General features: G+C 33.2%; 17 protein-coding genes and 2 pseudogenes. 1 reads left to right on the forward strand and 18 read right to left on the reverse strand.

Annotated elements, in window-relative coordinates; translation table 11 throughout:
* Positions 1 to 7: 7 nt before the first annotated feature.
* The 4 genes from THESIDRAFT1_RS04335 to THESIDRAFT1_RS13365 form a co-directional block, all read right to left on the reverse strand.
* A complete protein-coding gene (locus tag THESIDRAFT1_RS04335) occupies positions 8 to 955 on the reverse strand; it encodes a carbohydrate ABC transporter permease (RefSeq protein ID WP_006569628.1) in 948 nt (315 codons plus the stop codon).
* A 66-nt stretch (positions 956 to 1,021) separates the two neighbouring features.
* A complete protein-coding gene (locus tag THESIDRAFT1_RS04340; protein WP_006569629.1) occupies positions 1,022 to 2,311 on the reverse strand; it encodes an extracellular solute-binding protein in 1,290 nt (429 codons plus the stop codon).
* 124 nt (positions 2,312 to 2,435) lie between these two features.
* Positions 2,436 to 3,662: an ROK family transcriptional regulator gene (locus THESIDRAFT1_RS04345; protein WP_006569630.1), complete on the reverse strand. Its 1,227-nt coding sequence runs from the start codon at positions 3,660 to 3,662 to the stop codon at positions 2,436 to 2,438.
* A gap of 416 nt (positions 3,663 to 4,078) precedes the next feature.
* On the reverse strand, positions 4,079 to 4,219 hold the full coding sequence (locus THESIDRAFT1_RS13365; protein ID WP_004398757.1) for a hypothetical protein: 141 nt from the start codon (positions 4,217 to 4,219) through the stop codon (positions 4,079 to 4,081).
* A 314-nt stretch (positions 4,220 to 4,533) separates the two neighbouring features.
* Here THESIDRAFT1_RS13365 and THESIDRAFT1_RS04350 point away from each other — a divergent pair.
* Positions 4,534 to 5,886: pseudogene (locus THESIDRAFT1_RS04350) on the forward strand (IS1380 family transposase).
* A gap of 243 nt (positions 5,887 to 6,129) precedes the next feature.
* Here the strand turns inward: THESIDRAFT1_RS04350 and THESIDRAFT1_RS04355 are convergent.
* The 14 genes and pseudogenes from THESIDRAFT1_RS04355 to THESIDRAFT1_RS04415 all read right to left on the reverse strand — a co-directional run bounded on the left by THESIDRAFT1_RS04355 (position 6,130) and on the right by THESIDRAFT1_RS04415 (position 20,206).
* Positions 6,130 to 6,681: a hypothetical protein gene (locus tag THESIDRAFT1_RS04355; protein ID WP_006569631.1), complete on the reverse strand. Its 552-nt coding sequence runs from the start codon at positions 6,679 to 6,681 to the stop codon at positions 6,130 to 6,132.
* A gap of 465 nt (positions 6,682 to 7,146) precedes the next feature.
* A complete protein-coding gene (locus tag THESIDRAFT1_RS04360) occupies positions 7,147 to 7,572 on the reverse strand; it encodes a hypothetical protein (protein ID WP_208854064.1) in 426 nt (141 codons plus the stop codon).
* 14 nt (positions 7,573 to 7,586) lie between these two features.
* Positions 7,587 to 8,204 carry a hypothetical protein gene (locus THESIDRAFT1_RS12915; protein ID WP_244262750.1) on the reverse strand — a complete coding sequence of 206 codons (618 nt, stop codon included), beginning with the start codon at positions 8,202 to 8,204 and terminating at the stop codon, positions 7,587 to 7,589.
* Positions 8,205 to 8,401: 197 nt separating this feature from the next.
* Positions 8,402 to 8,683 (reverse strand): hypothetical protein, encoded by a 282-nt coding sequence (locus THESIDRAFT1_RS04370; protein WP_039929160.1) that lies wholly within the window; start codon positions 8,681 to 8,683, stop codon positions 8,402 to 8,404.
* A gap of 271 nt (positions 8,684 to 8,954) precedes the next feature.
* A complete protein-coding gene (locus THESIDRAFT1_RS15085; protein ID WP_483027939.1) occupies positions 8,955 to 9,125 on the reverse strand; it encodes a sunset domain-containing protein in 171 nt (56 codons plus the stop codon).
* Between the two features lie 99 nt (positions 9,126 to 9,224).
* Positions 9,225 to 10,211, reverse strand: a pseudogene (locus THESIDRAFT1_RS04375) (ComEC/Rec2 family competence protein); the annotation flags it as partial.
* 64 nt (positions 10,212 to 10,275) lie between these two features.
* Positions 10,276 to 10,869, reverse strand: coding sequence for a hypothetical protein (locus THESIDRAFT1_RS04380; protein WP_006569634.1), 594 nt, complete (start codon positions 10,867 to 10,869; stop codon positions 10,276 to 10,278).
* A 46-nt stretch (positions 10,870 to 10,915) separates the two neighbouring features.
* Positions 10,916 to 11,257 (reverse strand): hypothetical protein, encoded by a 342-nt coding sequence (locus THESIDRAFT1_RS04385; RefSeq protein ID WP_006569635.1) that lies wholly within the window; start codon positions 11,255 to 11,257, stop codon positions 10,916 to 10,918.
* A gap of 308 nt (positions 11,258 to 11,565) precedes the next feature.
* On the reverse strand, positions 11,566 to 11,790 hold the full coding sequence (locus THESIDRAFT1_RS04390) for a DUF3006 domain-containing protein (protein WP_006569636.1): 225 nt from the start codon (positions 11,788 to 11,790) through the stop codon (positions 11,566 to 11,568).
* A 432-nt stretch (positions 11,791 to 12,222) separates the two neighbouring features.
* Positions 12,223 to 13,002, reverse strand: coding sequence for a hypothetical protein (locus THESIDRAFT1_RS04395; RefSeq protein WP_006569637.1), 780 nt, complete (start codon positions 13,000 to 13,002; stop codon positions 12,223 to 12,225).
* Between the two features lie 44 nt (positions 13,003 to 13,046).
* Positions 13,047 to 15,332 carry a hypothetical protein gene (locus THESIDRAFT1_RS04400; RefSeq protein WP_006569638.1) on the reverse strand — a complete coding sequence of 762 codons (2,286 nt, stop codon included), beginning with the start codon at positions 15,330 to 15,332 and terminating at the stop codon, positions 13,047 to 13,049.
* Between the two features lie 402 nt (positions 15,333 to 15,734).
* Positions 15,735 to 16,727 (reverse strand): hypothetical protein, encoded by a 993-nt coding sequence (locus THESIDRAFT1_RS04405; RefSeq protein ID WP_006569639.1) that lies wholly within the window; start codon positions 16,725 to 16,727, stop codon positions 15,735 to 15,737.
* A gap of 276 nt (positions 16,728 to 17,003) precedes the next feature.
* Entirely contained in the window at positions 17,004 to 17,321 is a 318-nt protein-coding gene (locus THESIDRAFT1_RS04410) for a M48 metallopeptidase family protein (protein WP_006569640.1), read from the reverse strand.
* Positions 17,318 to 20,206: a type I restriction endonuclease subunit R gene (locus THESIDRAFT1_RS04415; protein ID WP_006569641.1), complete on the reverse strand. Its 2,889-nt coding sequence runs from the start codon at positions 20,204 to 20,206 to the stop codon at positions 17,318 to 17,320. Before THESIDRAFT1_RS04415 ends, THESIDRAFT1_RS04410 begins: the two co-directional genes overlap by 4 nt.

Here is a 20,206-nt window from a genome sequence, read left to right on the forward strand (position 1 = left end):
CCCCTTTTTAATAATTAAACTCATCATACTTCAAGAGTCTTTTTTGTAACAAAGTTATAGCCATAATTACTATACCAATTATTACACTAATTGCAGATGCATATCCGAATTCAAAATCTGAAAATGCCCTATTATACATATAATTCAAAAGCACATCCGTTGTACCAAGTGGAGCACCATTTGTTATCATCATAACTTGTATAAATACTCCAAATGCACCTATAATTAGATTTATCAATATAAAAAAAGTGGTAGGTTTTATTAACGGTATAATAATCTTAAAAAACGTTTGAACAGGGTTAGCCCCGTCTACTTCAGCAGCTTCGTACAGCTCATTTGGTATACCTTGAAGTGCTGCCAAGTATATAACCATTACCCATCCTATACCCTTCCATATGCCAAGAACCCAGATTACAAAGTTAGCTGTCCATGTATTCTGAAGCCAGGAAATAGGATTAGAAATTAAATGTAGCTTCAACAATGCATAATTAATTAGACCTTCTTTACCATCTGTAAATAAATATTTAAAAATTAATGAAACAACTATCCAGGAAGTAATTACAGGTATATATATCATAACTTTATATAAATTTTTCCCTTTGATTACATTGTTAATTAAAACTGCAACAATAAGCCCTATCGCCATTTGACCAGGTACTGTAACAACTCCATATAAAACCGTATTTCTAAAAGCTAACCAAAATTTTTCACTGTGAAACGCTCTCATAAAATTTGCAAACCCTACAAACTCACTGGGTTGCCCTGGCATTATATTGTAATTTGTAAAAGCCATATAAATATTTTTTATTTGTGGATAAACAACAAATACAGATAATAAAACTAACCCTAATCCTATAAAAGGCAAAACTTCAAACCATTCTTTAAATTTTTGCTTAAAATGGCTATTCTTTTTGTTATTTTTACTTTTATTTTCTAATATAGACTGTGATAACATTGAATCCAACTCCTTTTTGTAAGAAGGATTAAGAGTACACTCCTAATCCTTCTTACAAAACTAATTTTAATTATTTTGCAAAAATTCATCTATTTGCTTTGCAGCTTCATCCAACGCCTGCTGAGGTGTTGCTTTGCCTCTAAATACTTTCTCAAAGGCTTGACCTAAAGTTTCGTCTATCTTACCCCAATTTGGACTTGGTGTCCTTGGCCATGCAGTTTTTAATTGTTGAACATAAAGGCTAATAATCGGATCACCGCTGACATCTGATGAATTAGCTACATCCATATTTGTCGGTATAAGCCCTGCTTGTTGCGCTAACAATTTTTGAGGTGTTTCAGAAAACATATATTGCATAAAAATCCATGCCTCTTTAGGATGTTTAGTAGTTTTAAATAAAACAAGGTCTTCACCGCCTACAACTGATATGCTTCCTCCAGGTCCTTGCGGAAATAAAGCAGGTACTGTAGATTGCTTTGCAGCATCTCCTTGTATGCTGTAAAACCATGGACCATCGTCAATCATGAGATAATTATTACCTTTCATACCACCCCATGTATCTGGCTGTCCTCCCAAAATACATGGTCCAATTAATTTTTCATTATACAAATCTATTAATTTCTGCAATGCTGCTACACTTTCTGGACTGTTTAAATATCCAGTTGCTTTAGTATACTTATCATCTGTAACTTTACCTCCTAATGAGAGGAAATAGGGAGCAATTCCCCAAGGTCCTGTTCCACTGATTGCTATACCCCATCTATCTTTTCCCTTTATTTTTTCCGCAGCTGCAACAAGTTCATCAAAAGTCTTTGGCGGTTCTGTTAATCCTGCTTGTTGTAATAACGTTTTATTATATATTGCTATCTTAGTATTTGTATCTTGAGGAATTCCATAATAATGACCATTGAAATAGTTAGTTTCCATAGGTCCTTTAAATGCTTTTTCTTTTATAGCATCAAAACCCTCAAGGTTATCCACCGGTTGTAGTGCACCCAATTTCGCAAATTCTGGTACCCAAATTATATCCATCCTCATTACATCTGGAGTTGCATTACCTGCAACTGCTGATATTACTTGTTGTTTTAATCCATCATAAGGCATGCGCGTAGCTTTTACTTTAATATTGGGATATTTCTGCTCAAAATCAGGGATAATTTGCTCATTTAGAATCTTATCTTCCGTATCACTGAAAGTATGCCAAAATTCAATTGTAACAGGTTCTACTTTCTGGGTATCGTTTACAGAACTATTGTCAGTTGTCTTTTTTGTGCCACTATTTGAACTACATCCCGCCATTACAAATGTCAAAGCCAAAATAGCTGCTACTAAAACACTTATCACCTTTTTACTCATTCTAAATTTCCCCCTTTTATTAATCAAATTTATAAGTCAAATATTTATTTAATTTGTTCCCTTTACCCCTCCCTTCAACTTTTTTCAGTGAATGAAGTATTAAAAATAAATTAATTAAACTCACTTAAAATACTGTTAATGCATTATCTTGCCCTTCATACAAAGGTATTTCAAAAAGTTTGCTAATCGCTAATGTTGAAGCACCAATCACCCATCCTTCATCTCCAAGTTCAGATACTTTTATCTGTACTTTTTTTTCATGCATTTTGAAAAAATTATTTTTTACAATATCATTTATAACAGGTAAAATAATATCTTTAGCAATCATTCCTTCTCCTGCAAGAATTATTGTTGATGGATTTAATAGATTTATCACGCTTAATAAACCATACCCCAAATATTTTGCAGACAACCTTAATACATCAATCGCAAGCATATCTCCTTCTTTTGCATATTCATAGACTTTTTCAATAGATAAATCTTCTGTTAAATCTATTTTACTTTCACTATACATTTTTATATTATCTCTAATATAATCTACTATGAAATCTTCTGAAGCATATGCTTCCAAGCAACCCCTTTGTCCGCATTCACATATTCTGCCTTCAGCAACCAACACCATATGTCCTATTTCTCCAGCACCGCCAAAATCACCAGTATACAATTTTTTATTAATTACTATTCCTGAACCAATACCAGAACCATAAGTTACCACTATAAAATTATTTAATTCTCTTCCATGTCCATACCACAATTCAGCTAATGTATAGGCATTCACGTCATTATCAATGTATGCAGGAACGTTAAATTTATTTTCTAAAATATTACCAATTTCAACATTGCTCCAATTTAACATACCAGAATATATAAGTTTTCCTTTTTGTTGATCAACTAAACCAGAAACTGCGACTCCTATACCCATCAAATTTTTGTTATAAGGAATCTTTGTAATTAATTTTTCTATGTTTTCAACCACCATGTTTAATACCGTATTACTATTTGTCCCTTTTTTAAATGGTACAACTCTCTTTTCAATAATCTCACTTTTAAGATTTGTCAAAGCAAATATCAAGTTATTCTCCTCAATTTTAATGCCTATAATATATCCGTAATTATAATTAAATTCCAAAAGAATAGGTTTTCTTCCACCTGTAGAATCAGCCTCTCCTACTTCATGAACGAGATTTTGGTTTTCTAATTCTTCAACAATGTTTGTAACAGTAGATAATCCTAAATTAAGATTTTTTGAAATATCAGTACGGCTAATAGGTCCGTTCATTCTTATTTCATTTATTACTAAAGAGCGATTAATATCTTTTATAAGTTCCTTGTTTCCTATCCTTAGTTTCATTTGCCATCACCTGTATATATAATAACATACTTTTTTCACTGAATCAAGTATTTTTAATTAAAAAAATATCCACACATTACTTTGATAGGATATAAAAAAACAATAGTTTTTATGGAAAAAATTGGTAGCGGCGAATCGCTCTCAACTTTGAACGTACTTTTATTCTATCATTATCATCAAGAATCTTTTTCTGTTTTTATAGAAATCTTTAAAAATTTACTTTTGTAATCAAAGTTAATATTGAAGAGCACACAAGAAGCAATAAATACTATTAATGCAGTTATAATACTTAAAAAAACGGTCAATATTTTTGTTTCCCCCTTTTAATTTCTAAAAGATGTGGTATAATAATAAATGAAGGGACACTTCGGATGTCATAGATATGTGGGATGTGGGAATAGGTAGATGTGAGCTACCTATTCTTTTTTTGTATTTATCTCTATTTTAAAATTTGCAATTTCTACTTTAATTGTTATGGATTTGGGTGCATTAACTACAATGTACAATCCTACAACTGCTGTTACCATAGTTAGTAGATTGATTATACTTTTTTCCACATCGGCATTCCCCCTTTCCTTATGTGAGATTTCCCGAAGTGTCCCATGTAAGGGGAATGCCTTTTCCCACATATCTCGAGAATTTTTCTTCATAATAATTATAACACAGTATATCATGGCATTTCTACACAAAGTTTCTTAAAACTTCTTTTAACTTGGATTCGGCAAGTGAATTTATGAAATGCTCAAATAGAGCCATTTGAGGACTAAATTAAGTGAAAAATTTTTTACAAAAAATATATGGAGATTCCCCTTTTTCTGATAAAATTTAAGTGACAAACAAAAACATTAACAGAAAGGAGAATCTCCATAGTATGAGTTTAACACTTAATCTTACAAAAGAAAAGGGGTTTTCAAAATATATTTTGCCAGCAACTTTTGACAATTTTACAGTATCAAACAATGTAACTTTCACATAAATACAAGCATTTAAAGAAAAAATTGGCTTTAGTAGAATTCTTTCAAGCATATTATCCTTTAAAAAAGCACCAAATGCTGTTTTCCAACCAGCAGAAATTATTGACTTTATGGTTGATTCTATAGTCCAAGGGAATACTCGCTTTCTTCACATGGACCAACTAAGATATGATAATGCATACACAGAAATTAAAGGACATAAAGTTCCCAGCGAAAAAGTATGCAGAGACTTAATTAAAGCCATGCCTGAAAGTTCTCTTGAAGAATTAAGACTTATTAACAAGACTTTGCTTTCCTTGCAATGTAAAGGAACGAAACGTGAAGTCATTATGAATTTTGATGATACAGTTTGTACTATATTTGGAGAGCAGGAAGGTGCTTCAGTAGGTTATACAAGGTACCATGGTCGACCATCTTTCAAAGAGAAAATCGGCATTATTGCTAATACTGATGAACTTGTTAATGTTACTCTTGAAGAAGGTAAGCATCACACAAATCATGGTTTCTTAGATTTTGTAAAATCTTGCGAAGAACAGCTTCCTGAAAATTGGATAATTAAGCGAGTACGCGTTGACCGTGGAGCATTTGATTACGATAATATGCTGTATTTTGAATCTAAAGATTATGAATATGTAATGAAAGCTAAAAATCAGGCATGGATCAGATGCTTTATAGACTATGTCAATCAAAGAGAACACCTTTATCCTTGGACTGAAATAGATAAAACCTTTAGTGTAAATGAAATATATGCAAAAATGCCTAAATGGGATAAAGTACGCAGAATTGTGATTATACGCAAAAAACTGCCACAGCCCAAAACAGGGCAGATTTGTATAGATATAGAGGAATTCAAATATGAATATCAAGCTATAGTAACAAACATTGAGTACATGACACCTGAAGAGATATTTCATGAATACAACCAACGCTGCGACATTGAAAACAAAATAGATGAACTAAAAGAAGGATTTGCTTTTGATCAAAACAGTCAAAGAAACAAATTTTGCAACGAAATATTTTTGCTTATCAAAATGATCGCTTACAATCTCCACAATTGGTTCAAGGGGACTATCTTGCCAGAGTTTATGAGGCATCATGAGAGAACCACAATAAGGCGAATAGTATATAATGTACCTGGTAATCTTGTTGGGAAAGGACGTTATAGGCATATACGTTATCCTAATAATCCGTTTCTTAAAACTGTGATAACGTATATACGAAAAGCACTAATGGTATTTTGCTTAACATAGTAAACACATAGAATATACCAAAAAATACACCAAATGATAGAAACCGCCATATCAAATAGACGGTTAGCTTTGCTATACCTTAAAAGAGTAAATTAACTGTAAAAAACGATATAGCTTTTATTCTTTCAATGTAAATATGCAGTTATCAAAGTGCAAAACTTATAACAAAACACCTGTTTTTTTACATTCATGGAAATTGAATTTTTAATTTGCTTGCTACTTGCCGAATTCAAGTTTAAATCTTTAAGAGTTTGTTTTGGTAAAATCGAAGCCGTACTGATATGATAAGATTGCTAAAGCCTCACTCAGTGAATTTTCATCAACTGCATAATAGCTTTCAAGATTGTCTAAAAGGCAGCTGTCCTTACTTATTTTACATAATCTAACATGAGGATAAGTGCCGTTGTGATAAGGCTGATATAATACTACTAAATCATCTTTTTCTGCCAGCCTCATTAATTCATTTTCCTTGTATTTGTTTCTTTCCTTTAATATTCTTTTAGCCACCTCTGTAAATTCTTTAGCTTTTTTTCTCAGTGCTTCATAATCGAAGTCTACACTTACATAAATGTTGCCGCCGTTTAGTATCTCGTTAGTAAACTCATCCCATCTGATGTATTTATACTCTTCAGCAATAGTTTCAACGAGCTTTTTAGAGACTGATAAATCCTTAATTCTAACATCAATAGCTTCATCAAATGTGTATGTCTTTGCTCTAACACTCACCTGCCTCGATGTTATACCGTGATTTTTAAGCCTTTTTCTTATTTCCTCAGCCATTTTTTTTGCACTCATTTTTTCTTCCTCCCCGCATTTTTTATTTTTGTAATTGCTTTACATTCATGGAACATCTTTATTTTCGCCTCTGCCTGCTTTCACCTCCTTCACAGACTTTTTCATTTTGATTTTGTTTGCCCCCGGCAGTTAAAACAAAACGGCCTGCGAGCCGAAGGTCAAGGGGTCGGGGAGGGATACCGGACCGAGCGCCAGCGAGGGAGGATATGCTCACCGACCCGGCAGGGCTTGCCCCTTGACCGAAAGGCGAGCAGGCTTATAATTTCTCGTGCGGGGGCAAACAAAAAAGCACCTCTGCTTCGCAGACGTGCTCTAATTTATTCGGATTTTTGTTTTGAGCAAAGCGAAAATGAAAAATCCGTACCGCTGATAAAATAAAAAAGAGCCTCGTTTTTGAAGCTCTCTTTACCTTTTGAATGTAGTTAATTTTGCGGTTTTTCAAGAAGAACCTATAATAAAGATGTTCTAATGATGGAATTTCTCAAATAAATAATCCTGCAAAATAGCATAATCCATTTTATCAGATAACTTTGACCATTTATCTATCCTGATGAAATCAGTTTCTATTAATTGATTATTGTTTATTTTAAAGATCCATTCATACAACCAGCTGCTGTTGTTTATTCCATAATAATTTGACAAATCCAAATATACATGAACATTTTTGTTATTAATTATAAAAGGCTTTACAAATTCAAAAATATCCATAACATATTCAGCTGGATTTGTTTTATTATCAGATTCCACAATTAAACACTTTTTAAAATTATTTATTTTTATATGAATATATGCATTGCCAAAAGATTCGCCGTATTTATTGACCAGTTTTATGGTTTCTTTTTTACTTTTTATTTTATTTTCTAACATTTTTACCACCTTCTTATAAATCAATTGGTTAAATCCTGTTATATGAGAAACTGTTTAATTTTTTTATATGAGGAATGTATGATATTTAGCACGTTTTTGTAGTATTCAACGGCATCTTCAAAATCATCTACGTAAATAAAAGTAGGAATTCCACTATGAAAAATATCGTCTCTTTGTTTTATAAACCCAAATAGTTCTTCTAATTGATTTATAATTATCTCGTTATTAATTTTATCTTTAAATTGATCTTTCATAACTCCTTTTCCTCTATCAAAAATATTACCGATTCTCCAATATTTATCTATTTTAGCTTTTGGATAAAAATCTAAATCATATATTATTTTTCTGAAATATCCTTCAAATCCTTTAAATAACGGCATTATTACTGGAGAATATTCAGGTAGTTTAATTTCATTTTTAACAAGATAACAAGATGAAGTTAAATAAGTTCTGTCAATTTCTTCAAGATAATCGAAAGCATCGGTCCCAAGTATTTTTTTAATTTCATTTCTATATTCTTCGAAATTAACTTCTTCTTTTTCTTTTTCTTTAAATAAAATTCTATTTATTGTTTCAGATACACTAAAATTATTTAGGTTTTCTTCAATTACTTTCGCAACATCCTGCCATAAAATGTAATATGCTCCTTGTATCATTATGGTTCCCGTGTTGAATAGACTTATTATTATTTTTTCGTTGCTTACTTTATCTTTAATTTCTATAATCTCCTTTACATCATCTCGTCGAATATTAAAGCTATATTCATTTCTATTGAAACAATTTTTAAGATTTTTCTTAACAGCCTCAATTTCATCTTTTGTTCTATTTTTATAAGTATAACTTTTGTTTTCTACTATATCAACATTATTAAGTATTTTTTTAATTCATTACTAATAATTTGCCTTAAATTTTCATCGCGACAGATGGAACAATCAATTGTTAATCCTTTTTTTGTAACATAAACTCTAATTAAGTTCTTGAATACCTTATAATGAATTTCTTTACCATTATTTTTGCTTTCTTTTTCTTCTATAAAAATATTATTATCTACACATATGTTATTTAAACAATTTTCAAATTGTTCAAGTGTTAAATTTAGATTTCTAAAAACAAGTTCTGAATCTTTACCGCTCATATCTTTCACCTCAATTAATAAACTTGCAGTTAGACTATTTCATTATATTGTAACCTAGTTCTTGTTTTTAGAAAAATAATTTTTGATTAATAGTTTACTCCTCACAAAATATTCAAAAGCAAAAGTTGATTTTATGCAATCTGCTTTTGTGTTATTTTGATATTTATATCTGTTATTTCTACATAACTTCTCAAAATCCTTCTTTTTTATATTTTCCTAATTTTTTATTTATACCGCCATAGCCATAATAAAAATTCCGTATATTTATAATTCACCTTTTTGGCGGTCTAAATCCTGCAGCCTGTGCTTCTGCTTCTGTCTTAAACCATGCTTCTGCTTTTGTTCTGTCATACCACGGATCGCCTGGAATATGATAGATTTTCTCGCCCTTGCTGTTGATGTTGCCCTTGATTAATCCTCTCCCATTGGAATCAACATACACTTTCCCTGGTTCTCCATAATAACCGTACGGCAAATTCTGATTTGAATCGCTGACAAAAGTCTTTGCTGAAGATATACTTGACGTACTTTTATTTCCGCTGCTACCGGCTGTGTAATCTCCCGGCTTGACGTTGAATGATATTGTCTTGCCGTCACTGGTAGCAACGACTGTTCCACATTGGTCTGTCCTGTATACTATCACGCCCAGCGATTTTAACTTTTCCATTGTTTCTTTGTGTGGATGGCCATAGTCGTTGTTTTTGCCAACTGAAATTACGGCATATTTTGGATTGACTGCTTTTAAAAATGCCCATGTTGAAGCTGAAGAGCTTCCATGATGTCCTACTTTTAATACATCTGCTTTCAAGTCATATCCTTTGCTCAACATTTCTTGTTCTGATTCCTTTTCTGCGTCACCTGTAAACATAAATGCCGTGTTTCCATATGTTACTTTAATTACTGCGCTGTAGTTGTTTAAATCATCATAGTGAGTACTGTTTGGTGCAAGCATTTTAGCTTTTATTTCTTCACCCAAGTCAAGTGTAACTCCGGCTTTTGCAACGCTTATTGAGAGGCCTTTTGCTTTTGCTGCTCTTAAGACATTTTCAAATGTTTTTGTGGTTGTTGTTACTTTAGGCATGTAAAATTTGCCTATTTCAAAGTTTTCTATCACTGCGGGTATGCCACCAATGTGATCTGCATGAGGGTGTGTGCCGATAAGTATATCTATTTTGTTGACTCCACGGCTTTTTATGTAGTCCACTACTTTGCTGCCCATTTCGGGTACTCCTGCGTCTATCAGCATTGTTTTGCCTGATGGTGTTTGAATGAATATGCTGTCTCCCTGTCCTACATCTATGAAACTAACTATGAGCTTATTAGATACTGATCTATTTGTATTTTCATTAGACTGCTGCTGTGTTGCCTGATTGACCTCTTGCGTATTTGTTTGTTGTGTCTGGACATTGCTTACTTGTTGTGTTTGTGCTGATTTTGACTGTTGTTCTGTATTTGTTGTACTTGAGCAGCCAGCAAAGGCAAATAGGAAAATAAAAATTAAAGATAATAAAAGTAATTTTTTCAGCATGATTTGCTACCTCTCTTTTTAGGTAATGTTGTGTTTTCATAACTCACGAATTACTAAAATAAATTTAGCTGGTTAATGCTTTACTTATTAATTCTACCAAAAAGTTTTGTATTTCACATATATTATCTTCAGTGATAATGACGGGTGGTTTTTTATTATGGTGTGCAGCAACAGCATTTCTCAATTTAAGAAAATGTACTAAGAGTTCTCCATATCTTACTTCTTCAGTCTCTCCAGAAAATATTTCAAAACGTCTTTTATAAACTGTATCAAAACTAATATCGTTATAATCAATATTATTAAACAGTTTTTCTATTTCATGTTTCCTAAAATCATTTACCCTAAAAAAACTTTCAATTCCTTTAAATGCAGAAACAAAAGCTGTTTGATATCTATACCTATTTTCGTAAAACATCTTCTCTTTTAACCACTCAGGCATCTCAGTTCTATCATATTTGTAATGATATTCATAATAGCTATTTGTCATAAAACAATTAAAAAGAAATCTACTTTCTAATAAATGATTGAGACTTTCGCATAAATCGTCATTAAGATAAATTCTAGAAATAAAGTTTTTCAAATCTTCTAAACTTTCTTTTGTTAACTCTACTCCAGTATCTATTGATTTAAGATTTGCCATACTTATATCTTCATCCATAGTTACATTGTTTATATCCTCAGTTGTCCATTTTGCATCTGGAATATTACTTATTTTTTAAATAAAAATTACTTATTGTCTCCGGAGGTATCCAACCATAAAATACACTGTAAAATACTCTTATTATATCAGCTAGATAATAGGCTTCCGCCATGCTATCACTTTCTATAACAAAATTTCCCAAGAAACCATGCCATGATTTGTGATAAGCAATATGAATTTTAGTACTCTGATTTAAGTCTAAAAATGTATAATTTTCGGGAGTTTGTTTATTGCTTCTATAAATTTCATCCTTGTTTATTTTACTCTTGTTAGTCTTACCTTTAATTTTTGTTTCAACATCATGAGAAAAAACAATATAACCAGTTAGTAAATAATATCCATTCATAATTTTCACCTCAAAACTCTTACAGTCGCAAACGTTAGTATACAATTTATAAGTTAAGTTCTCCTTTTGATTATTTTATCTCAGTTATTTATCTGCTTTTTGAACTTATTGTAACACGCCTAACACGTAAATAAAATGCAATTTCTTATACAATCGATAATAAAATATTTAATCTATTTGCTATTCTTTTTACAATTATTTGCGTACTTTAAATTCTAAATCTATTCCTACTTCTAAATCATGGAGCAATATGAAAAATGAAATCGTTAATATTACAATAAATTACAATAATAAAACTTTTAATATCATTATTCATCTACAAATAAATCTTTTGCAAGGTCTTCAATAGCTTTTTTGCGCTTTATGGTTTCTTCAGTGTCTACTTCTACATTGAATTTAAGTATATCGCCTTCTTTTGCATCTTTCGTGAGAAGCTCTTTTGGAAAGTTAAAGAATTTTTCCCCGTACTCAATAACTGCCCAGTCGCCTTCAAATTGGTCTATAATGCAGAGTTTATGTGTATTTTTGGACATCGTTAAAAACCCCCTTTTAACTTATCATACCACATAAAGCTACCAAGCTAAAGCTACAAACTTAGTTAGATTCCTCAATAAGCACAAATTCCCATAAAAATCCCTCCGGTCCATTTATTCCTCCCGTAAGGGCTAAGTCCTCTAGAGACTTTCTTTCAGTTCTAAATTTTTAATGCTCGGGCAGAATGCCTTATTAAACCTACCCAGGATTTCAACTGCCCAATTTTATAATTCATTTAAACGGCCTGGTGTAACTTTACTGCTCCCTTCAGTATAAACTGCTATCCGCCGTGACCGTTCTGCCTCTTCCCAGGATAACTGTTGCCCCTATCTCCTTCTTTATGTGAGCATTCCCTAGCAAAATTAGATCCAATCGTGGCGTTAAAATATTGCTCTATTAAAATGTAGAATTTAAAACCTAAAACGATTATCTTATTTTAAAGACAATTTATACCCTTCGAAATCCTGATGTTTTTTAAGCTCAAATCTTTCAAAAATACGTATAAGTACACGCTCTTGTAAATATTCTTTCTGCTTTTGTTCGTCGACTATCTCTACCAACCATTTTGGCGGAGTTTTGATAAATTGTTCCATTAATTCCTTGTTTTCTGAAAACGCCTGGATATCCATATAGAAAATATCTTCAATAAGTTTTCCCTCTTCTCCCTCATTAAGCGGCGAAAGCTGAATAATCTTTCCAAGCTTTGTTTTGTCTAAAATTAAAATCTGGTTATCCACTTGGCGGAGATATATTTCGAACACAGGAATTGATCGACCGTTAAAATCATACCAGCCACTAAAACCTTTTACTTCAAGTCTATCAGCATCTTCATACCAGTAAGGTTTGAAATTTTTAGGCTCTTTTAAGAGATACCACACAGCTGTATTTGGTACAAGTATTATGATATCTTCTAAATTTTTAGATTGAAGAAGCGCCTTATCAAAATCTTCCCTTAAAACTTCTTTGCAATCTCTTACTATTTCATTAAAGAGGTGTAAATCCTCTCTAGCAGCAATACCACGTCCGAATTCAATCCCCGGATTGTCAAAAAATATATACCAATCTTCAAAAAACATTGCTTTGTCCGCAACAGTATTGATACCAAATCGAGCTTTTTCGCCTTTTGTTGATGCATCAAGAACCTTTTCTAGAAGACCATAATGTCGAAAAATATCTCTTAAAACAGCGTTTTCATAAAATCCCTTAAGCACATCTTCTTTAAATTTCTCAATTTTTTTCTGTGAAATTTTCCGCCTTATTTTTCCTTTAATTCTTCTTGTTCCTGCTTCTTTCTTGTCTCAAAAAGCAGGTTCTTAAAGACGTCAATTTTCTTTATTGCGCTATCGGATAAAACCATTTTCCAGTCGTTAACATTTCTTTTTATATCATCTAAAACATTTATCAAATCTCCATTTTCACTGCATAGCTCAGCAAAAGTTCTATTGTAAGGTAACTCTATTTTTAGGATCTCTTCATCAGGTCTATTGGCTAACAAGGAGAGTGATTTAACAATATAAAGTTTTTCTAATTTTTCCGAAAACTGAATAGCATGCATTACTCCTTCCTCTCGTCGCTCCAACTCCCACATATCCCAACTCCAAAAATCCTCGGTCTCAAACTTATATGATTCTATAAACAGGTTTGTAAATTCTTCTAAATCAGATGGGAGAAACTTTTGAATAGTTTGGTAGAATTCTAAAACCTCTTGTTCTGTTTTGTTTTTCAAAAGTTGGTCAAGTATCCAACTGGCCAACCCAAAGAACATCTGATTTCTTCTCATTGTTATTTCTTTTTTAATATTTTTCTTCTTTATACTATATGTATTCTCTAGTGATTCATTGGGATGAAAATCGCTAAATAACTCGTGTACTCCCTCTATAAACTTTTTAAAACTATCAAGGTCTCTGCTTTCAAATGCTGTTTTAAGTAGCCTTTGAAAAACTATAAACAAGTAGATACCAAAATCTTTTAGCCTCTTTAATTTTTCCTCATCTAATTCCTCTTTTCTTAATTTCGGCTCAATATAAAATAGTGAAATTTCTTTAAGCCAGCGCCAAGACCGATCCACAAGAAAATCTATTAAAGATCTGTTATTTTCGGTTATTTCTTTTGAGTTAATATACATCAACACGGCAAAATTTATAAATTCTTGAAACAGATAATGGTCATAACTTTCAATAGCGCGCACTGCAATTGCTATAGGTAAATAAGCAATCTTTCTAATTACTTCCTGGTCACGACTTTGCATAGCTTTTTCAAAAATATCTCGAATGTCAGAAGAAAGCCAGCCCACTTCCTCCCATCCCCCCAAAGGAAAACGTAGTTCCTTACGAGCACCCTCAAAAGAATAGCCTCCACTACACTCCGTAATGCATTCTAAAAAACCATTAGCAAGTTCTATATAAATATCGGAAAGTTCCTCAATTTCACCCAAATGCCTATTGAGTATAGCGGTAATAAATTGCTCTTTAAGCCCAGAAATTTCACTTCGTACTTCTTTCGTGAAACTATCTATCGGTTTGATAACAAAAGCTTTCTTTACAAGGCCTTCTAGATCATCAACTCTTTTACTCCCATCAAGGAGTTTTTTATCAACACAGATAAGTGTTTTATTTTCTTCTTTTAAAGTATCATGAAATTTTTTCATAAGATAACGTCGATCATTTTGAAGTAACTTTTGAGATTTAGCTTTTTGAGTTGCTTTTATCTCCGAGTCCGCCTTAGTTTCCTCTTTTAGATCTAGTTCGACTATCTCCACTCCATCAAAGGAGTATCCCTTTCGGTTTGCTTCCTGCTCTATAATCTCAGCAAATTTTTTTAAGGCTTCTAAATCAATATCAGAAACAATCCCAATCTTCTCTGCATTGAAACAGTAGTATTTTGATTGATCATCAATTGAGAAAGGCTTAAACTTTAACTTTATTTCTTTCCCATCTAGGAATGATAACAATATGTTATTGCCAATTCTTTCATCAATAGCTAAATCAATGCTTTTCTGTAATAGTTCTTTTAACAATTCAGCTCTTTTCTGGTTAAAACGATGTCTACTCAAAAGCACAGTAATTGTTTTATATAGAGATTTAATTGTAAGTAAACCAACTATCACAATAGGTATGACACTTAAGAAATTGACATCACCCCAAATAAAGATAAAGAAGGCCAAAATTTCAGCTACTGCTAAAGGAAATATAAAGCTCTCTTTTAAAAGGACACGGATTTTCTCCTTTGTTTTATCGTCTCTTCCACTTTCTGCAACAAAAATCAATATCCCAAAGATAACCGTGGCGATTCCTGCATGTATTGTAATTAAATTTTGATGATGATTGCTACTAATAAAAGGCAAGTATTGAACCGGAAGAAAATGAGAAAGCAAAAACAACAGTAAAAAAGGAACAACAATAAAAAGAATAGACTTTGAGGAAGGGAAATAAAGCTGATTTAAAAGAGATCTTTTCTTTGAAGGGCAAAGTTTATTTTTTCTTCTGTAATACGCCATGTTAAAAATCGACTTCGACTTTTTGGTGGTAATATATTTTTCCATTTTTTAACTAATTTATTAATCACCTTTATCCCCAGCACAATTTTTGTTCCCTCCTTTGTAAACCATAAAGCTTATACACCATCGGGTCTTATTTTTTGACTTTGGCTTGTTTTTCAGATTTCTCAGGATAACCATCGAATTGAGTAAGTAGGAGGATTTTATCAACGAAGTCTACTTAAGTCATCCTGACTATAGAATTGCAAGAATCCGACCAACGGCAGTCTGGATAAGGTGTTCCTGATGAGAGACCCATATTCTAATTCTTCTGTTTGAGTAACTAATTTTTTATTTTCCCCTTTAGAAAATTTTAAACGTCCGTAGGCTTAAAATTCCCATTTAGGATCCTCCATTTTGGACAATCTCCCAAAAATCGTGCCACGCGACTGCCTTTGTCAGCGCTTCTCACTCATCTTTCATTTTCTCATGCCACCTAAGAATATCATAATAAGCAATAGCCAGGAGGTGAATTACAATAAATGCTACGCGAGAATCTATCTGTAATTGGTCTCTTTTTTGTGCAAATAGATGTACTAAATTGCGGTAATTTCTCACAATATCAGACAGTTTAGCTGCATCAGCACCAAGAATACCTTGTTCCTTCGCTATATCAATGAGTTGATACATTTTCCAATTTTCTATTTCTGGAGACTTATTCACTTTGTCTTTGCTTTTAAGATATTTCTGACAATAATTAAACTTTGCCTCCTTCTCGACGCGAGATAAAGTATCAATTAGCAAGGATTCGAGAATTGTTCCACAGAGTAAAACTGTTGATTTATAAAATTTATTCTGGAACGCTCTCTGAGCTTCTTCCCAATCCCTGATAAGCAGGTTTTTAAGCTCTTCGTCCCTAATAAATTTGAAATCAAATTGTGGTATTTCTATTTGAGCTTCTTCTTTCTTCTTTTCCCAGCTTCTTTCCTTTTCCTCGAGTTTTTTCAACCACTTCTCTTCGTAATCTTTTTTGTAGCTGCGATATTCTTTTAAATAGGTTTGAATGTAAATTAGCATCTGTCGATCTTCGCTACTTAGAGAATATGTCTTCTCTCCGCCCTTAAGGAAAAGCTCTTCTATAGCACTCATAAAGTTACCACAAATCTGCTTCCCTATATATTCCCACTCAATGTCAGCGGTATCAGGGGCAACAACTCTCAGATTATCAAAAGGTTGCCATTCGTATTGAGCTAAATCTTCAAAGCCCGGTTTTTCAAGGATTTCTTTGATCCTGGTACAAAGCCGTATATAATTTCTGTTAATTTCATCGTTGAATATCATTAAACATCCACTAAAATAAATCTCAAGAAGTTGATTCAACTGCCTGTAGAATAAAAGTAGACGATAAATCTCCCTGCTGAAATCTTCTTTTTTGGATCCAGGGTTAATAATTTCAGCCATTATTTACTCTCCCTTTTTGTTTTAAAGTACCAAGCAAAATATCGCCTAACGTCTCGTGGACATACGAAGTTGGCAAACAAAGGCGAGCTAATTTGGGTAGAGTGAAGCGGAACCATTTGCCTGCTGTTATCGGCAGCAACTTTCATCTTCCTTCCGTTGTTTCAGAAAATTCATATTCTTTCTAGCCTTCATAGAAAACTGAATTTAGTATGCATTGATGAAAGAGGAAATAGACTTTCTTCTCCTGTTTCCTTTACCAACAATTTTGAGTGAATCTTATCTATTTCTCCACCTGGCAAGATAAGCTCTAGTTAATGCTCTAAATAATGTCCCATGATTTGGAATTTTTAAATGTAAAAGTTCATGCACTATCACTTCAGTGCGGAAGTCCGCAGATTGATGTAAAAGTTCAGTATTAAAAGTCAAACGTCCTGATGAAGAACAGCTAGCCCACTTTCTTTTCATGGCACGAATATGAATTTCTTTTGGCATTACTCCTATGCGACGAGCCCAAACCATTACTTCCGATTTGAAAACATCTGCATGAACTATTTCTTCAAGTGGTACCCATTCAGAAGCAGCACCCTTTTTCATGTTGATTGCCTCCTTAACATTTTTTTAATACGTTCTGTGAAATCAAGTGCTTCTTCAATTCCTGATTCCAATAATACTTTAATAAGAGCTATATTTAGATTTCGTTCTTGTTCGCTATTTTGTTCCCAGTAAGGGTATTCCTTAAAGATGCTAGCTATTTTTTGTGCAGCAGTTTCAGCCTTCGAAATTCCTTTACGTTTTAAAAGCCAAAATATAGCAAATTCTTCTGGTGACATATTTGATTCCTGTTTAGTTTTTTCAGCTCTTATTATGTCTTCTTGGATCATAATTTCTAATTGTTTAAGAGCTTCTTGTGTTGTTGTTTGTCTTTCTTCAAAACTGCGGGCAATTTCTTCAGCACGTTCGCCAATAGGACGTAAATAAGGGGAACGCAGTCCTTCCTCTTCTATTAGATCGCGGATTGCTTTTAATAAATTAAATACTTTTATAATATCGGGTTTATCTTCATTCATAATTTTCCTTAAAGTTTTTTCATCAAGTTTATAAAAAGCATCTGGCTCTTGGATGATACCTGTTTCAGTATGTTCTTGTACAAGTTGAGCAGTTTTTCGTAAAAATTCCCTATCTAGAGGGATACCAGGTTCATAGTTGGCACGCAACAATCTATACATACGTCCCAATTTTTCGTAATCAGTTATAAAAGGTCGTAAAAATGGATCAGGCGAAAGAATTTCATAAATATCCTGAAGTTCATGAAAATATTGATAGAACTCATGACGCACCTCTTTATCACGAAAATGTTCTAAAACTGCCTCTACTGCCTTATCTGCGCTTTTATTATTAATCAATTGCAGATATTTTTCACGTCCTTCTGTCATTAAGTTTTTAAATCTTTCTTTAAGGACATCAATACCTTCTACAACACCTTGAACATCCTTTGAGTCAAAAGCAAGTGCTTTTTCAAGATTTTCAAAAATACCTACAAAGTCCAGCACAAAACCAGCAGGTTTTCGGCGACCTTTCTCATCCTCATAAGGCCGATTAACTCTTGCAATAGCCTGTAAAAGTACATGGTCACGCATAGGTTTATCTAAGTACATGCAATAAAGAATTGGAGCATCAAAACCTGTCAGGAGCTTTTCAGTAACTATTAGAATTTTGGGTAATGCATCGGGATTGCGAAAATTTTTTCGTATCTGCTCTTCTTGTTCTTCAGTTCTATGGTACTTAGCAAGTTCTTCTGGATCATTTGGTCCTTTACTTATTACTACTTCAGAATATTCTGGGGGTAAATACCTGTCTAGAGCTTCTTTATAAAACGCACAGGCTTCACGATCTACAGCTACTAAAAACGCTTTATACCCCATTGGTTCTATTACTTCACGAAAATGTTCTGCCACAAACCTCGCTACTTCTTCCACACGATCCGGGCTTTTAAGCATATTTTTAAGTGTTACGGCTTTGTCAAGTACTTTATTAAGTTCTTCTATATCACTTACACCTTCAATTTCTTTGAGATTTAAAAATTCTTTTTCTAACGTTTCTTTATCAACCTGAAATTCATTTGGAGCTAAGGAATAATGTAATGGAACAGTAGTACCATCTTCAATAGATTCTTTGATAGAATATTTATCGAGATAACCTTTTGGATCGTCTGTTCCAAAAACTTTAAATGTTCCTTTGCCATGAGCTGTTTTGTCAATAGGTGTTCCGGTAAAGCCTATGTATGTAGCATTGGGCAATGCTCCCATTAGATAGTTACCAAGTTTTCCGCCGGTACTGCGGTGAGCCTCATCTATCAACACAAAAATATTTTCTCGAAGATTAATATTAGCGGGTATACCTTCGAACTTATGAATCATTGAGACAATAAGTCCGCGATAATCGCTTCGCAATAATTCAATTAAGTGACGCTTACTTCTAGCAATTTCTACACGTCCAAAACCTACGGCTTCCAGGTTACCAAAAAGCTGCTGTTCAAGTTCATTTCGGTCAACAATCATAAGCACCGTAGGATTAGCAAAAGACGGGTCTTCAATAAGCTTTTTGGCAACGGTTATCATAGTATAAGTTTTGCCAGAACCTTGAGTATGCCACACCAGACCGCGTCTCTTTTTGGGGTCTCTTGCTCTTTGGACAACCCGTTCCACAGCCCGCATTTGATGTGGCCTTAAGACAACTTTAGACAGTTCTCCATCTTTGCGAGTAAACATAATAAAGTCAATAAGTACCCGTAAAACACGTCGTGGTGCAATAAACGTTTTTATTAAAGTCTCAAAATCTCCAGCCTGTTCTTCACGCCAGTTGTATAGGTTTTTGCGGGAAGTATTCCATGTAGCCCCATAATAAAACTGAATAAGGTGTGTTAAAGCATAAAGCTGGAGAACTGCTAGAAGTTCAGCACCCTCATAGTGATAGCGCCGAATTTGGTCAAGAGCTTCAGCAATTCCTTCTATATGAGTTGCAGCCTTGGTTTCAACCACAATAACTGGTATACCATTGATAAAAAATACTACATCACCTCTGATTGGTTTTCTTCCACCAGTAAAACGGAGTTCATCTGTTACATGGAAATTATTGGCTTCTGGATTTTCTGGATTTAAAAATTTTACATTGCGTTCTCTGTTCTCGGTATCTAAAAATACTGTTTTTAATCCTTTTAAATACTCCCATACCTCAAAGTTACCCTCAATATTGGGACGTACTGAAGTTAATTTACGGATTATATCTTCTGCCCTAAGATGGTCTACAATGCCGGGATTAAGACGCTGCAATTGTTGAAGTAAAATATCATGTAATACTATACCCGAATCTCCCCGCCGTAAGCGCAGGGCTTCATCAGGGGAGAGATAGGTCCACCCTGCTTCAATAGCGTATTTAATCAGGGGATTTTGGACAGTTCGGCGCTCACTACCAAAAGCCAT

It is taken from the genome of Thermoanaerobacter siderophilus SR4, from assembly GCF_000262445.1.
In the GTDB taxonomy this organism is placed as follows: domain Bacteria; phylum Bacillota; class Thermoanaerobacteria; order Thermoanaerobacterales; family Thermoanaerobacteraceae; genus Thermoanaerobacter; species Thermoanaerobacter ethanolicus.

Coding starts and splice junctions, on each gene's coding strand:
- THESIDRAFT1_RS04335 (WP_006569628.1), bottom strand. CDS start 955: ATGTTATCACAGTCTATATTAGAAAATAAAAGTAAAAATAACAAAAAG.
- THESIDRAFT1_RS04340 (WP_006569629.1), bottom strand. CDS start 2,311: ATGAGTAAAAAGGTGATAAGTGTTTTAGTAGCAGCTATTTTGGCTTTG.
- THESIDRAFT1_RS04345 (WP_006569630.1), bottom strand. CDS start 3,662: ATGAAACTAAGGATAGGAAACAAGGAACTTATAAAAGATATTAATCGC.
- THESIDRAFT1_RS04355 (WP_006569631.1), bottom strand. CDS start 6,681: ATGAGTGCAAAAAAAATGGCTGAGGAAATAAGAAAAAGGCTTAAAAAT.
- THESIDRAFT1_RS12915 (WP_244262750.1), bottom strand. CDS start 8,204: ATGATACAAGGAGCATATTACATTTTATGGCAGGATGTTGCGAAAGTA.
- THESIDRAFT1_RS04370 (WP_039929160.1), bottom strand. CDS start 8,683: ATGAGCGGTAAAGATTCAGAACTTGTTTTTAGAAATCTAAATTTAACA.
- THESIDRAFT1_RS04380 (WP_006569634.1), bottom strand. CDS start 10,869: ATGGATGAAGATATAAGTATGGCAAATCTTAAATCAATAGATACTGGA.
- THESIDRAFT1_RS04385 (WP_006569635.1), bottom strand. CDS start 11,257: ATGAATGGATATTATTTACTAACTGGTTATATTGTTTTTTCTCATGAT.
- THESIDRAFT1_RS04390 (WP_006569636.1), bottom strand. CDS start 11,790: ATGTCCAAAAATACACATAAACTCTGCATTATAGACCAATTTGAAGGC.
- THESIDRAFT1_RS04400 (WP_006569638.1), bottom strand. CDS start 15,332: ATGGAAAAATATATTACCACCAAAAAGTCGAAGTCGATTTTTAACATG.
- THESIDRAFT1_RS04405 (WP_006569639.1), bottom strand. CDS start 16,727: ATGGCTGAAATTATTAACCCTGGATCCAAAAAAGAAGATTTCAGCAGG.
- THESIDRAFT1_RS04410 (WP_006569640.1), bottom strand. CDS start 17,321: ATGAAAAAGGGTGCTGCTTCTGAATGGGTACCACTTGAAGAAATAGTT.
- THESIDRAFT1_RS04415 (WP_006569641.1), bottom strand. CDS start 20,206: ATGGCTTTTGGTAGTGAGCGCCGAACTGTCCAAAATCCCCTGATTAAA.